The 14,193-nt window shown below is 47.8% G+C and carries 12 protein-coding genes; 6 read left to right on the top strand and 6 right to left on the bottom strand.

The annotated features are described in order from the left end of the window. Positions 1 to 108 precede the first annotated feature (108 nt). The 3 genes from EBB54_RS25960 to EBB54_RS25950 form a co-directional block, all read right to left on the bottom strand. Positions 109 to 2,472: an ABC transporter permease gene (locus EBB54_RS25960; protein WP_125129581.1), complete on the bottom strand. Its 2,364-nt coding sequence runs from the start codon at positions 2,470 to 2,472 to the stop codon at positions 109 to 111. Next, on the bottom strand, positions 2,469 to 3,152 hold the full coding sequence (locus EBB54_RS25955) for an ABC transporter ATP-binding protein (RefSeq protein ID WP_125129580.1): 684 nt from the start codon (positions 3,150 to 3,152) through the stop codon (positions 2,469 to 2,471). Before EBB54_RS25955 ends, EBB54_RS25960 begins: the two co-directional genes overlap by 4 nt. 228 nt (positions 3,153 to 3,380) lie before the next feature. Further along, positions 3,381 to 3,572: a hypothetical protein gene (locus EBB54_RS25950; protein WP_004082253.1), complete on the bottom strand. Its 192-nt coding sequence runs from the start codon at positions 3,570 to 3,572 to the stop codon at positions 3,381 to 3,383. 308 nt (positions 3,573 to 3,880) lie between these two features. On the opposite strand from EBB54_RS25950, the gene EBB54_RS25945 reads away from it, so the two are divergent. The 4 genes from EBB54_RS25945 to EBB54_RS25925 all read left to right on the top strand — a co-directional run bounded on the left by EBB54_RS25945 (position 3,881) and on the right by EBB54_RS25925 (position 8,393). Then, positions 3,881 to 4,762 (top strand): tyrosine-type recombinase/integrase, encoded by an 882-nt coding sequence (locus EBB54_RS25945; RefSeq protein ID WP_125126748.1) that lies wholly within the window; start codon positions 3,881 to 3,883, stop codon positions 4,760 to 4,762. Then, on the top strand, positions 4,749 to 5,903 hold the full coding sequence (locus EBB54_RS25940; RefSeq protein WP_125128235.1) for an IS91 family transposase: 1,155 nt from the start codon (positions 4,749 to 4,751) through the stop codon (positions 5,901 to 5,903). Before EBB54_RS25945 ends, EBB54_RS25940 begins: the two co-directional genes overlap by 14 nt. Before the next feature lie 398 nt (positions 5,904 to 6,301). Further along, complete coding sequence (locus EBB54_RS25935; protein WP_243127818.1) at positions 6,302 to 6,847, top strand: response regulator transcription factor; 546 nt, start codon at positions 6,302 to 6,304, stop codon at positions 6,845 to 6,847. A gap of 4 nt (positions 6,848 to 6,851) precedes the next feature. Continuing rightward, positions 6,852 to 8,393, top strand: a complete 1,542-nt coding sequence (locus EBB54_RS25925) for a histidine kinase dimerization/phospho-acceptor domain-containing protein (RefSeq protein ID WP_243127817.1) — start codon at positions 6,852 to 6,854, stop codon at positions 8,391 to 8,393. Between the two features lie 113 nt (positions 8,394 to 8,506). Here the strand turns inward: EBB54_RS25925 and EBB54_RS25920 are convergent, their stop codons facing one another. After that, positions 8,507 to 9,742 (bottom strand): sensor histidine kinase, encoded by a 1,236-nt coding sequence (locus tag EBB54_RS25920; protein WP_243127816.1) that lies wholly within the window; start codon positions 9,740 to 9,742, stop codon positions 8,507 to 8,509. Between the two features lie 132 nt (positions 9,743 to 9,874). Further along, positions 9,875 to 10,063, bottom strand: a complete 189-nt coding sequence (locus EBB54_RS25915) for a hypothetical protein (protein WP_004082177.1) — start codon at positions 10,061 to 10,063, stop codon at positions 9,875 to 9,877. A gap of 173 nt (positions 10,064 to 10,236) precedes the next feature. Between EBB54_RS25915 and EBB54_RS25910 the strand changes: the two genes are divergently transcribed. Then, positions 10,237 to 11,709 carry a DDE-type integrase/transposase/recombinase gene (locus tag EBB54_RS25910; RefSeq protein WP_125129068.1) on the top strand — a complete coding sequence of 491 codons (1,473 nt, stop codon included), beginning with the start codon at positions 10,237 to 10,239 and terminating at the stop codon, positions 11,707 to 11,709. 367 nt (positions 11,710 to 12,076) lie between these two features. Here the strand turns inward: EBB54_RS25910 and EBB54_RS25900 are convergent, their stop codons facing one another. Then, positions 12,077 to 12,763, bottom strand: coding sequence for a response regulator transcription factor (locus EBB54_RS25900; protein WP_125129578.1), 687 nt, complete (start codon positions 12,761 to 12,763; stop codon positions 12,077 to 12,079). Positions 12,764 to 13,071: 308 nt separating this feature from the next. On the opposite strand from EBB54_RS25900, the gene EBB54_RS25895 reads away from it, so the two are divergent. Continuing rightward, positions 13,072 to 14,118, top strand: a complete 1,047-nt coding sequence (locus tag EBB54_RS25895; RefSeq protein ID WP_016297913.1) for a Fic family protein — start codon at positions 13,072 to 13,074, stop codon at positions 14,116 to 14,118. The last annotated feature ends 75 nt before the right edge of the window (positions 14,119 to 14,193 follow it).

Genomic DNA, 14,193 nt, shown 5'->3' with positions numbered 1-14,193 from the left:
CTAAGATGACATCCGGCAGGTGGAAAGCTGACATGCGTTACAGTTCACGGCCGGCCGCGAACTGTAACGGACATCCTGCCATCTGTCAGGCCCAAATCCCGGCAGCATCTACACCCCGATCGTATCCACCACCGTCATCTTCCGGATCTGCGCGGCCGGCCCCGCAACCGCCGCGCACACCGAGCCGGCCATGATCACCGAAATGACCAGCATTTCCCATCCCGGGATGCTCCACGCCTCCCCCCAGCGGGAAGTTACAAGCGCCGTAAACAGCATCCTGTTCAGAGGAAGTCCGGCGGCGTAGCCCAACAATACTCCAAAAGCCGTATAGGTCAGAGCCTCGCCCGCAACCATCCGGATCACCTGCCGGACGCTCATCCCAATCGCGCGCATGGCGCCGTATTCTCTCAGCCGCGCGGACACACCCATGGAGATACAGTTGATGATATTGAAAAAGGAGATCAAGGCGATCACGCCGAGGAATCCATAGAGGAATACAGACATGGAATAGCTGGCTCCTTTGACCTCCTGGTTACCGATTCTTTTGTCAGAATACACGAAGCCGTCTCCGCACGCCTGCTCACATGCCCGCCGGATTTCCTGCACCTGCGCGTCGTCCGCGTTCTGTTCCAGCTGAATGTCTATCACGGCATAACCCGATTCCCCGGTCAGCTTCTGAAAAAATTCCTCCGAACAGATGACCATGCCGGCCGATACTTCCGTATCCCCGGATTTTCCGTAAGAAAACGGAACGTCTCCCAGCACGCCCACCACAGGAACCTCCCGCTCCTTTCCGCCGGCAGACACCAGGATACTGCTTCCGAGCTGCAGCGTATATTCCTCCCGGAACACGGCCAGCACTCCTTTTCCATTCATTGCGTCCTCCAAACTGCCCTCCATCATGGATTTCTCTGCCCATTGAAACTGCTGTTCTTCATAGGAAATAACATCCAGCGTCCTCCCGTCTGCCGGCATGGTAAGCTCCGCGTAGCTTCTCCCGAATGCCCGCTTCACTCCAGGATAGTTTACAAGCTCCTCGTCCAGTCCTGATGGGATCTGGTTCGAGTAATCCTCTTTACCGATATAAATATCCGGCGCCGACGGACGCAGCGGCGTGATCGCATGGCACATAAAATCTATAGCCGTACTGAACGAAAGGAACAAAATGATACTGAACGCAAAGGAGCCTGTCACCAGCAGAAAATTTTTCCGGCTGCCGGAGGCATGATGGATTCCCAACGCCGTATCCACCTTGAAAAAACGGGTATTCGCCGCATGCTTTGCCGCCTGCACGGTGCCTGCGTTTCCGGAAACGGCGGTCAGCGGGGACACCTTTGCCGCACGCTTCGCCGGAGCCCTGGCCGCCAGCAAGACGGTAAGGAGGCCCACGAGGATCCCGGCAGCCATACTGGGAAAGCTGATTCCGAACACCGGAAGTCCTTCAAAATAGCCGGGACTTAAAAAGCGCAGCATCCCGCACAGTACCCAGACTACCAGGATACCTGCGATCACACCTGCCGGAATTGCGGTCCCGCACCAGCTCAGCGCTTCCCTCCTCACAAATCGGGTCACCTGTCTGCCGGTGGCCCCCAGGCAGCGCATCATCCCGAAAAACTCTGTCCGCCGGGCAATGTTGCTGTTCATGCTTGCGGCGATCATCAGAATCCCGGCGATCATCACAAGCACGGCCAGAACCGCTGCCACAAAATAAAACTGCATCATATAGGAATCTCTGCTCTGGAACATCAGCGCAAGCACCTGCACATTCTGCCGCGCCTCCTCCGGCTTCAGGCCGAACCGCGCGCTGATATCGCCGATTGCTTTCTGGATATTGCAGTAGGGACGAAACTGTACATAATAAACCTCTTCCCGGGCCGCCCCGGTTTCTTCCGAGCGGAGCGCCGAAAATCCTTCCATGTTCAGGAACATGCCGAACGCGTCATGCTCCGCCATCAATGCCATTTCTTTGACGATCCCGGTAATCCGGTACTGCAGGGTGTCTCCCTGGGGGATAGTCATTTCTACGGTATCTCCTACCTGCACCCCAAAGCGGGTCTTTGCGCTCTCATTGAGCACGGCCTCACCGGCATTCCCCGGAAGCGTCCCTTCCAGAATCTCCACATCCGGAAACATTTCCATCATCTCCGGGTCAAACCCGCAGACCGCGGTTTCCACCCCCAGGATCTGATAGCCGTCCTCTAAACGGTAATTCAGCACCCCGTACCGCACACTGCTTTTTACCTCCGGACGTGCTTTCAGCAATGTCCCATGCTCTTCATCCAGCACGAAGGCCGCATGCCAGTTTCCATAGGATTTGACTGCCTGGATCATCTGGGAGCGCATTTCCATGTCCGCCATTCCGAAGATCACAGTAACGAGAAATACGGCCAGCACGATGCACAGTCTGGTCATCCGGTTCTGCTTCCGGTTCTGCCTTGCCGAGATTTTGATCAAGTCCAGATAATGCTTCATTCTGACGCACCTCCCAGCTCCTTCAACCGGCCGTCAGACACCCGGAACACCCGGTCTGCCGCCGCGGTCAGATCCATATTGTGGGTGATCATCAGTACCGTCTGCTGGTAATGCCGGGCCGCCCGGCACAGAAGATCCATCACATCCTGACTGCTCTGGGAGTCCAGATTTCCGGTGGGCTCGTCAGCCAGGACAAGCGCCGGCCGCGTGATCAGCGCCCGCCCGATGGCCACCCTCTGCTGCTGTCCGCCGGAAAGCTGCCCCGGCAGATGCTTCCGCCGGTTTTCCAGCCCCAGCACCTGCAGGATCTCGTCCACCCGGTTCTGATCCGGTTTCCTGTAATCCAGCAGAAGCGGGAAGATGATGTTCTGCTCTACGTTCAGCTCCGGGATCAGATGAAAGGACTGGAAGATAAAGCCGATATTCTGTCTGCGGAAAATGGTCCGCTCATTCTCATCCATGGCAAATACATCCTGCCCGTTGATAAATACGTTTCCGGCATCGGCCTTGTCCAGCCCGCCGATGCAGTTCAGGAGGGTGGATTTTCCGGAGCCGGAAACACCCACCACCGCGCCAAATTCCCCTCTCTGCATGGAGAAGGATGCCTGCTTTAATGCTTCTACACGGGCTTCGCCGCGCCCATAGGTCCTGCTTAAATTTTCTACTCTTAAGATTTCCAATTGTAATAACCTGCCTTTCTTCCATGTGCGGAAAAACCGATGGCTGCGGCTTTTCTGCATACATTCGTGGTCAAATGGATTCGGGTCTGCTGTTCCGAATCCATTGCATTATAGCAGCTTCACCTTACAATCCGGTGAATGGCAGCTTACAGATCTGTAAGGCATACGGCAGTATGAAAAAGGTGTAAAGTCCTATCCATGCGGTAAAAACTTTACACCCTTTTATGTTTATTCTTTTATCCTGTCAAGCTCCGACAAATTGACGCCTGCAATATTCAATATTGCTTTTAAAGAAATATATTCTTCTTTCAATTCGGCATATGTTTCCGTCGCATTTTCCTTTTTAGCCAAAATCATATATCGCTGTATCTTTTTGAAATCGTCGATTGCAGCTTTCGTAATCTCAAGATTGTTCGGCATATAGACACCTCCCTTTTGTGAACTATAGCAATGCCATCTGTAGGTGCTTTCATTGTACCAAGTCGCTAGCGCGACGGCTAGCCCCAATTACATAAAGCCGCCACATTTTCCCAAAAAAAGTAGCAGTTTCCATATTTTTGTAGTATTGTTAAGATACCCCTACCAAAACAATCGCATTATACGGGAACTGCTATGCTTAGTTTATCATGGATCTTTACTCTTAACAACTACATTTTTTGCTTTTCGCGTCCACCTCCTTTGGATGAACTGTCACTTTTTACATTTTATCTTACAAAGGAGGTCCCATTATGGACAATTATCTGAATTCTTACCGGGAAATGATTTCCCTACGCGGCCTTACACACCACACAGTGACATCCTACTCCACTTATATTTCTGCTTATCTGGATTATCTTTCCGTCTTCCTATGCAAAGACCCTCAAGATGTCTCCTGGCAGGAACTCCGCGATTTTATCCGCTGGCTACAGAAAGTCCGTTCCCTTTCGGACAGAACCATGAACGCTGTCATCTCACAGCTCCGTTTTTTTACCATCTATGTGCTCCACAAAACATGGGATGATTCCCAGCTTCCCAGGCGCAGGTTTGACGAATATCTTCCCTATGTCCCCTCCCAGAAAGACACCTGGACTTTTATCTCCACCATTCCCGATCTTAAGGTCAAGGCCTTTGTCACCCTTCTGTATTCGGCTGGATTACGTTCCTGCGAAGTCCGGAATTTAAAATGCCCTGATATTGAGCATTCCAACAAGCGTATCTTTATACGGCAGGCCAAAAACCGTTCCTCCAGATATGCCATCCTTTCGGATACCGCATGGGATACCATCCTGGAATACTGGTATTCCTTCCCGGCAGGGGCTCGCCCAAGGGACTGGCTGTTCACACAGCAGCGGGATAAAACCAGGCCCCTCAACCATGAGCATATCCCACATCATATCGCTCTGCATGAAAAACGGCTGGGATGGGAACACCGGATCTCCTGCCATACCTTCCGGCACGCTTTCGGTACCCACCTCTATGAGAATGGCACGGATCTGCTTACCATCAAAGCCCTGCTTGGACATAAATCTATTACTTCTACCACGATCTACGTCCATCTGGCTTCTAATGGTACAACCTGTGCCGTAAGCCCCCTGGACAGACTGGCAGGTGAATATCGTGGCCGAGTATAAGATACAGAAGATCTTTCAGCAAAACTGGGAATCCTTTTGTGCTTCCTCGGCTCCCTTCCCTGTTCAGGAGAAGGCAGCACATGCCATCATGAACTGCAAGACCGGCAGCCTGGGATTCTCCGTCTCCCGGTGCCAGGATTGCGGACACATAGAAATCCACAATAATTCCTGCCGGAATCGGAACTGTCCCAACTGTCAGGCGGTACAAAACGAGATCTGGGTGGATCAGCGCCGGGAGGAGGTCATTGATTCCCCATATTTTCATGTGGTATTTACACTTCCTCATGAGTTGAACCCCCTGCTCTACTGTAACCAGACACTTTTATACAGCCTTTTTCACAAATGCTGCTCCCAAACACTTTTAGATCTGTCACAGAATCCGAAATACCTCGGGGCAGTCCCCGGCATCATCCAGGTCCTGCATACATGGAACCAGGAGCTTTCCTACCATGTACATATGCACTGTATTGTTTCCGGCGGCGGACTCACAAAAAACCGTCAGGTCAAAACTTCAAAGGGCACATTTTTTATCCCGGTACGTGTCCTCAGAGAGAAGTTCAAAGGGAAATACCTCTCTCTTCTGGAGGAATACTACCGCTGCGGAAAGCTTGTGTTTTCCGCTTCCTGTGAAAAGCTGCGGAATCCTTACGAATGGAAAGAATTCAAAGACCTCCTTTACGGAAAAGACTGGTGCCCTTTTATAAAAGAAACCTTTCGCGGTTTCGGCAACGCCCTTGAGTATCTTGGCCGTTACACACATAAAATCGCGATCTCAAACAGCCGGATCCTTTCTGTTACGGATTCCGAAACTACATTTTCCGCCAGGGCAAAGAACCCCGGAGGACACAGGCGGCAGATATCTCTGAAAAATGAGGAATTCATCCGGCGTTTCCTGATGCATGTGCTTCCTCATGGATTTCAAAGGATCCGATACTATGGATTTCTCAACAACCGGATGAAATCCAAAAACCTGAAACTGATCTTCAAGCTGCAAGGATATCAGAGATTTAAACGCCGGTATCAGGATCTGTCCATAGCGGAACTGCTCAAGGCAGTCTGGAATTTCGATATACGGGTCTGTCCGGAATGCGGCTGTATGAACATGAAGCACCTGGGAAGGGTTTATGCGAAACCGCGGTAAAGTGCCTTCCCATCCATACTGTTTTTTTAAGATCTTCCAAGGGAAGGTCTGCGAAGCATGCCCAAATTTATTTTGAGCCCTCAGCATCCTGTTGGATTTCATAGGTTTTCGGATTGTTTTTTCATTTTCAGGCTCTCCGGGAGGATACAATCCCCATACCTTTTTCGGCTAAACGTCCGCGACTTGCTACAATTGCGAAGAATCAGATTCCGAGCAGTTCTGTGTTTTTCCAGAGCTGCTCTTTTAATCTGCTCTGAATCTGATACTTCACTTAATAATTATACCAAAAGGGATTTTGAATGTAAAGTCATGTTTACTGTTCACGAGTTCCCGAAGAAGATATTTGTTACTGGAGCACCCAAAGGGTGTGAACAGTAACGATATTTTGAAGATTAAGCGTGAAAAAGGAAAGTGATCTGGTTCTTCTTGATTGTAACCTGCCGGATGGAACAGGGTTTGAACTTTGCAAAGAGGTTCGGAGTTACAGCAATATTCCGATTATTATGCTGACAGCTCGTGATACAGAGCTGGATGAGATAAAGGCTTTGGAATTAGGAGTAAATGATTACTTGTCAAAACCATTTTCACTTGGAGTATTAAAGGCAAGAATGAAGCGGATTCTTCAGGAAAAATCTGAAAGTACGAAAATGATCTCAGGAGAATTAAGCATAGATCAGAGTGTCTGCAAAGTATATAAACGAGGCGAAGAGATTTCACTTAGCAAATTGGAATACCGTCTGTTATTGTATTTGGTTGAGAATAAGAACCATATCCTTTCTAAAGAGCAGATTTTAGAGAAAATATGGGACAGCGATGGGAAGTATGTAGATAACAATACGGTGTCTGTGAATATCAGCAGACTTCGTACAAAGATAGAGGATGATATATCGAAGCCAAAATGGATTCAAACAGTTCATGGAATCGGATATATCTGGAAGGAATAAAAAGATGTGGATTACGATCATTTTAGCAGTGCTTTTGTGTTTGTCGATTGGAAATAACATATATCAAAAGAGAAAAACGTATCGCTTAATTGACCGTTTGTTGGATCGTGTGTTAAGCCGGGAAATGATTGCAGCTTCTGATCTGGAAGAAGGAGAATATTCTGCTCTTGTCAGTAAAATCAGGCAGATACAGGAAGTGCTTGGCAAGCACGCGAATAGTGCGGAACAAGAAAAAGAGCAGGTGAAAAGTTTGGTATCCAATATGTCTCATCAATTAAAAACTCCCCTGGCGAATATTTCTCTTTATGCAGAAATTTTGAGTAAAGAGGAAATTACGCCAGAACGGAAAACCGTGTTTTCTGAAAAAATGCAGCGACAGGTTGACAAACTGAGCTGGATTGTGGAGTCTTTATCGAAGATGGTAAAGTTGGAGCAAAATATCGATGGCTTCGAAGGGAAAGCAATTGGAATAAAGCAGACGATCTTAGACGCGGTAGATACGATTTCTCATAAACGGAAAGTGATCGGAATTTTATTATCCTTGTCTATCGGTGGTTGTATTTTCTTATGTACTACTTATATGGTAGAGAATTTGAAAGTTCATGCAGAACTTTCTTTGATGTCGGATGACGGACTTGGTTCGGAGTACCGTATTTCTTTAAAGTCCGATTCGCTGAAAGATACGATTCCGAAGGCAGCAGCAGATAAGATTCAAAATATGCCGGAAACAGAAAATGTATATGCCACAAAGTACACCATGGGAGAATTACAGCTTTCCAGAAATGAGTTTTTGGCAGAAGAAGATTGGAGTGATTACTTCAAATATCAAAATCAGGAACCGTATTTTATCCAGAGATATGATGGGATCTGTAATCAGCAGGAAGATGGAAATTATCGAATCAAATATAATGTGTATGGCTACGATGAAGCGATGATAGAACAGCTTCAGGATTTTATTCTGGAGGGAGAGATTCAGCCGGAAACAATTAAAAATTACAGTTTTATCAATGCGTCACCATCTGACGGTGCGGATTCAGAGAGCGTGAGCAATCAGCTGCTGCAGATAATCCGAGATGTTCCAAAGGCAGTATTGCAAGATTATACTTCTGCAATCAAAACACAGAAAGATTATCTCAGGCAGCAGCAGATATTCTTCTCCAGTATTGCAGTGATCCTGCTGATCATCAGCTCGTTTCATATTGTAAACAGTATGAACCATACGATTCTCGCCAGAAGAAGGGAATACGGTATCATACGTGCAATGGGAATTACAGACAATGGCTTTTATAAAATGATTTTGCAGACAGGTATTCTGTATGGATTACTGGCAGATGTGTTTATCTTCCTGCTTTATAATCTGGTTCTTAGAAGGGTGATGGATTATTATATGGCTCATGTGCTTCAATTCTTACATCTGACTTCCAATGTTCCCAATCTGGTTTTAGTTGGAATTATGGTACTGAATTTGGTGATTGCGGTGACGGCAGTAATGATCCCTGCCTGGAAGATGGGAAGAGAGAATATCATGAGTGAAATCAGAAGATAGATCCGTAAAAAAATTCCACCTGTACGGTTGGATGCTCTTTGAGCATCCAACCCGCCCCATCACTGTATTGACCGGATGCCGTGCAGCAAGTGCACGGCACCGTGTGAACAGTATCAAGCCGTGAACAATATCAACCGAAATATACTCCCTTCCCCCGGCCTGCTTTCCACAGACAGGTTTCCTCCCTGTCCTTCTGCGATGGATTTTGCCAGCGAAAGCCCCAGCCCCGCGCCCTGCTGGTCGCAGGATGTGCTGCTTCGGTAAAACTGTTTGAAGATATGGTGGATATCCTCCTGTTCGATGCCCCGCCCATTGTCCTCCACGCTCAGACGGAACACCGCCGGGAATCGTTTCCACGAGATCCGGATGGTTCCGCCGGCCTCCGTGTGATCCAGGGCATTTTTCACAAGGTTTCCCAACGCCTCCGCGGTCCACTCCTGATCGCAGTACAACTGCTCCTTTAAATCCCCCTCCACCAGGATCTTCTTTCCCTCCTGCCTTGCCCGTTCCAGCAGATCGTCCACAGCCTGGGCCGCCAGCTCCGACGCGAAGCACCGGCGTTTCTCGAAGACTATGCTTCCCGTATCCAGGCGGGCCATTTTCAGAAGGGACTGGATCAGCCGCTCCATCCGTTCCAGGGACTGGATGGATTTCCGTGAAAAGTCTTGCACCGCCTCTTCATTCCCTGGCTCCTCTGCGATGATTTCCATATACATATTTAACGCCGCAAGGGGCGTTTTTAACTGATGGGAAATGTTGGAGATCATATTTTTTAAGAATCCCTTTGCCCGGTGTTCCATCTCGCTCTTTGCCTGCAGCGACAGGGCAAGCTGCTCAATACTGCCGAACAACCGGTAAAGCGCCCCGGTTCCTCCGGACGGCAGATGCGTTTCAAAGCGGTTGTCCGCATAATGGAGGATCACCTTTTCCGCGTCCTCATATAGACGCTCCCTGCCCCGAAAAAAACATGCCGCGCCTGTCAGAATGACTGCGGAAAACAGGGTTCCTGCAAGGAGCAGCACCAGGATTAGGGGAATGGACGTCTGTTCGGTAAGGAGCATCAGATAGGCCGGCGTATCCTCCGTGTGTCCGATCGTCCGCAAGAGCGTTTCGCCGGCTTTCGTCACCTCTGTGTGGTTCCAGGCGGAAGCCACCAGCGCAGGCGGGATTTCCTGCTCCAGCAGATAGGATGCCGCCCCGAGCTCACGCCGAATCAGAATCCTCCTGACGTCCTGCGCCTGAAAAATCCCGCAGATCCCCAGAATGCAGATCTGCAGCACGCAGATACACACTAGGAATAAGTAAAACCTCCGGGTCTGTTTTTCATATAGAAACTTCAAAATCTTCACTCCTTCCGCGTTTTTTCAGCAGTAGACAGAACAGACGGTATTCTGCCCCGGTGAATTAAAAGAGTGTAAAGCCTCTAAAATCAAACATTACCGTTTGATCATTCAATAAAGACTTTACACTCTGATTTATGGTTACTCTTTTATCTTGTCAATTTCTGTCAGATTCACACCTAAAGAATTTAACAAAGCTTTTAAAAGGATGTAATCTTCTCTTAAATCCGCATATGTTTCTGTCGCATTTTCTTTTTTGGCTAAAAACATACGCCTTTGAACTTTTGCAAAATCTTCAAGGGCATTCTTGATTATTTCGCCATTATTCATAAAATCTCCCTCCCTTCTATATGAGGTAGTGTCAAGTTAACTACCATATTTTTTTTAACAAACCTTATTATTTCAAGGGTTTCACCACTTTTTCAAAGAAAAAAGCAATGACCTCCCTTTTTTGTGTCAATACTATTACCATCCCACAAACACTGAAAGGAAAATCATTGCTTATGGATATTATTACCTATTTACTCTTTCTCATTCAATCTCTTTACCAACAAAACTGCTGGCTGATTCATTTTATCTGCAGATATATCCCACTGAAACAGTGGGCTTTTGATGATTCCCATTCTCCAAAGTACCAGAAGTTTAAAATTGACGATCTCCCTCTTGTCACTGACTTCCGGCAGGACTGGACTTATCAAGATCTCATCCCTTACTTTGAAAAGCGTTATGGTAAGAAAATACGCCCTGTCAGCCGACGGTCAGAATGCGATATTCCGGACAGCTGTACCTGCCCCCGCTGTGGTGCCCCGAAGCCTTTCCTTTATAAAAATAATGGTTCCAAAGGACAGCTTCTCTGCAAAGTCTGCAGCGCAAGGTTCTCACCCGATGAAAGCCGCTTCTCCTCTGTAAAACTACGCTGTCCCCACTGCGGCAATACCCTGGTCCCAAAGAAGGAGCGCAAACACTTTATCATCCATAAGTGCATCAATCCCAAATGTCCTTATTACCTCTACAACCTCAAAAAGGTAGATAAAGAAGATCTCAGGCAGGACTACGGCAAAAATAAATATAAACTCCACTATATCTACCGTGAGTTTACGATGGATTTTTTCAGCATGGATCTCAATACCCTGCCTAAAAATGCTTCATCCCTGAAATTCACCAAGCATAATGCCCACGTAATGTCCTTGTGCCTGACCCTACACGTCAACCTTGGCCTCTCCCTTAGGAAAACCTCCCAGGCTCTCAGAGACCTGTACAACATCGGCATTTCCCACCAGCAGATCGCTAATTACTGCAAGACCGCAGCTATCTGCGTGAAACCTTTTGTTGACCAATACCCCTACGAAAAAGGGCCTGTTTTTACTGCCGATGAAACCTATATCAAAATCCGTGGGATCAAATCCTATGTCTGGCTCATTATGAATGCCGCATCCCGATCCATCATTGGCTACCAGATCTCTGATAACCGTGGTGTCGGCCCCTGTATCCTCGCTATGCGTATGGCTTTCCGGGGACTTGCAAAACTGCCGGAAAACTTTAAGTTCATTGCTGACGGTTACAGCGCCTACCCGCTCGCTGCAATGGAATTTGTAAAAAAGCTGGGAAACGATTTTACATTCAAAATCACTCAGGTGATTGGACTTACCAACGACGATGCTGTTTCCAAAGAACACCGTCCCTACAAACAGATGATTGAACGGCTCAACCGTACTTATAAGGCATCTTACCGTCACACAAACGGCTTTGACCACATCGACGGTGCCAACTATGACCTTGCCCTCTGGGTCGCATACTATAACTTTCTCCGTCCGCATAAACACAAGAACTACAAAGTTCTTAACGAAGTAGAAATGCTGCGGGGCGCTGACAACATGCCTGGAAAATGGCAGCTTCTCATCTTCCTTGGCCAGCAGACCATCCTGAACCAGCAGAAAAACGGCGGCTCTGCGCCGGAGCGGAGCTGTTGTCAATAGAACCGTGGAATACCGCAGCCGCCGTCAGGCGGTGAGGATATGCCGCGAAAGTCTATTGACATAAGGCTCACGGATGATCCTGTCTGTCAGAAAAGGGGCCACTGCGCCCTTTTCCTGCCTTCCGGCGAGGATGGGTTCGGGCAAAGCCCGAAACCGGGTCAAGGGATTGGTCCCTTGTGGGTTCTTAGGGCAACGCCCTAAGCCCTCGGAGAGCTTTTCGGAGTCGATATCTACAGTTTTCAAGGTTCATTTGAGCCTGTTTTTTGCAGCTCAGTTTTTCATAAATTACTTGACACTACCCTATATGAAAAATATCGTCCTATGAGATACCTCCATTATATCAAAAGGCAAAATGAGTGTAAAGACTTTATTCCTTCCACTGGTATCCGAACCCCCGAACCGTTTTTAAGTGTTCCGGTCTGGATGGATTTTCTTCCAGCTTTTCCCGGAGGCGGCGTACATAAACCGACAGTGTATTGTCATCCACAAAATTGCCGGCGCCGTCCCACAGCTTATCCAGGATCATCCCGCGGGTGAGCACCCTTCCGCTGTTTTTCAGCAGCAGGCAGAGCAGACGGTATTCCGCCCCGGTAAATTCTACGGACTCCCCGCTTAAGAATACTCTGCCTTCCGCCAGGTTCACCGTCAGTTCCCCAGAGCGCAGGATGCCGTCTCCGGAATTTCGCATACTGCTCCGCCGCAGCAGCGCCCGGATGCGGGAACACAGCTCCCCCAGCTTGAACGGCTTTGTAATATAATCGTCTCCTCCGCAGTCCAGGCCGCGGATCACGCTGGTTTCCTCGTCGGATGCGGTCAGAAATATGATCGGAACCGGGTTCCCGGATTCCCGCAGCCTCTCGCACAGGGTAAATCCATTTCCGTCCGGCAGTGTCACATCAAAAAGAAACAGGTCGAAATCTGTATTTTCCGCAAGTAAGTTTTCGGCTTCGCAGACCGTCCTGGCTACCTGGATGTCAAATCCATTCTTTTGTAAAGAATAGGTCAGGCCGTCGATCAGGCTGATATCGTCCTCGAGAAGTAATAATTTCTGCAAATAAAACGCCCCCTTCGTGCACTTGACTGCAGACCTGAACCATGTCTGCCGCATTCTGAGTATTTCAAATCTATTATACACGATATTTGAAACATAGTGGCTTACAAAAATGTAAGGAAGAACAGGTATACTCTTTCCTCTATCGGTGCAGACTGAAAAATAACCTTATTTCATGTGATAGCTTCAAATCCCATTGATTTTTATATTTTACCTTAATTTTCAGTCAAAAATAAGGGGAAATTCACTTATCAGTTGAACTTTCCCTTAATTTGTGGTATATTTTAAGGGAAAGGAGCGTGATTAAGGGAATGAGGCCATTCAATTACTCATTGATCAAAGACCAAAAATGGGATTCAGACATGCTTGGATATATTGCGGCCATCTACCGGGAAGCCGGAAAGCAGGAGCAATATTTAAAGCAGCGGCCCGAGGAGCTTGAAAAGCTGGTGGAGATTGCAAAGATTCAAAGCACGGAGGCTTCAAACGCAATCGAGGGGATTATTACCACAAATACACGTATCAAACAGCTTGTGGAAGAACGGACTGCCCCGAAAAACCGTGATGAACAGGAAATTGCCGGTTACCGTGATGTCTTAAATATCATCCACGAAAGCTTCGATGCCATTCCGATCACGAAAAATTATATCCTCCAGCTTCATAAGATCATGTACAGCCATATGAATAATCCTCTGGCCGGACAGACGAAAAATGTTCAGAACTATATCAGCGCAAGCTATCCCGACGGGCATTCGGAAATCTTGTTTACACCCCTTGCTCCGTATGAGACCCCGGAGGCCCTGGATAAAATCTGCGAAGAATACAACAAGGTGATCGGTAATTTTGAACTGGAACCGTTGATCGCCATACCGGTGTTCATTCATGATTTCCTGTGTATTCACCCTTTTAACGACGGCAACGGAAGAATGAGCCGGCTGCTGACTACGCTGCTTTTATACCGCAGCGGATTTTATGTAGGAAAGTATATCTCACTGGAAGCAAAAATCGCGAAAGACAAGGATCTGTACTATGATGCACTGAGCCGGTCGCAGGACGGCTGGCACGAAGGAACCGAGGATGTGATCCCATTTATAAAATATATTCTCAGCACAATCCTTGCGGCATATAAAGATTTTGCAGATCGGTTTTCGATTGTAGAGGAAAAACTCCCGGCCATTGAAATGGTAAAAAAAGCGGCACAGTATAAGATAGGAAGGTTTACAAAACAGGATATCCGGGAATTATGTCCGGCTTTGAGCGTAAGCTCCATTGAAGGCTCTTTGCGGAAATTGGTAGAGACCGGTGAATTTAAGCGTGAAGGAACAGGAAAATCAACCTTCTATATCCGGTTAAAATAAGTCCTGCCTCAGCAGTTTTTCCCTTAAACGCACAGCGATTCCCTTAAAAATGATATATTTTTAAGGGAATCGTCA

Source organism: Schaedlerella arabinosiphila (assembly GCF_003885045.1).
In the GTDB taxonomy this organism is placed as follows: domain Bacteria; phylum Bacillota; class Clostridia; order Lachnospirales; family Lachnospiraceae; genus Schaedlerella; species Schaedlerella arabinosiphila.
This window is presented reverse-complemented; position numbering and strand designations above follow the sequence as displayed.

Excerpts from the sequence above, each read along its gene's own strand:
- EBB54_RS25945 (WP_125126748.1), top strand. The coding sequence starts at position 3,881 with ATGGACAATTATCTGAATTCTTACCGGGAAATGATTTCCCTACGCGGC.
- EBB54_RS25915 (WP_004082177.1), bottom strand. The coding sequence starts at position 10,063 with ATGAATAATGGCGAAATAATCAAGAATGCCCTTGAAGATTTTGCAAAA.
- EBB54_RS25960 (WP_125129581.1), bottom strand. The coding sequence starts at position 2,472 with ATGAAGCATTATCTGGACTTGATCAAAATCTCGGCAAGGCAGAACCGG.
- EBB54_RS25895 (WP_016297913.1), top strand. The coding sequence starts at position 13,072 with ATGAGGCCATTCAATTACTCATTGATCAAAGACCAAAAATGGGATTCA.
- EBB54_RS25950 (WP_004082253.1), bottom strand. The coding sequence starts at position 3,572 with ATGCCGAACAATCTTGAGATTACGAAAGCTGCAATCGACGATTTCAAA.
- EBB54_RS25910 (WP_125129068.1), top strand. The coding sequence starts at position 10,237 with ATGGATATTATTACCTATTTACTCTTTCTCATTCAATCTCTTTACCAA.
- EBB54_RS25925 (WP_243127817.1), top strand. The coding sequence starts at position 6,852 with ATGTGGATTACGATCATTTTAGCAGTGCTTTTGTGTTTGTCGATTGGA.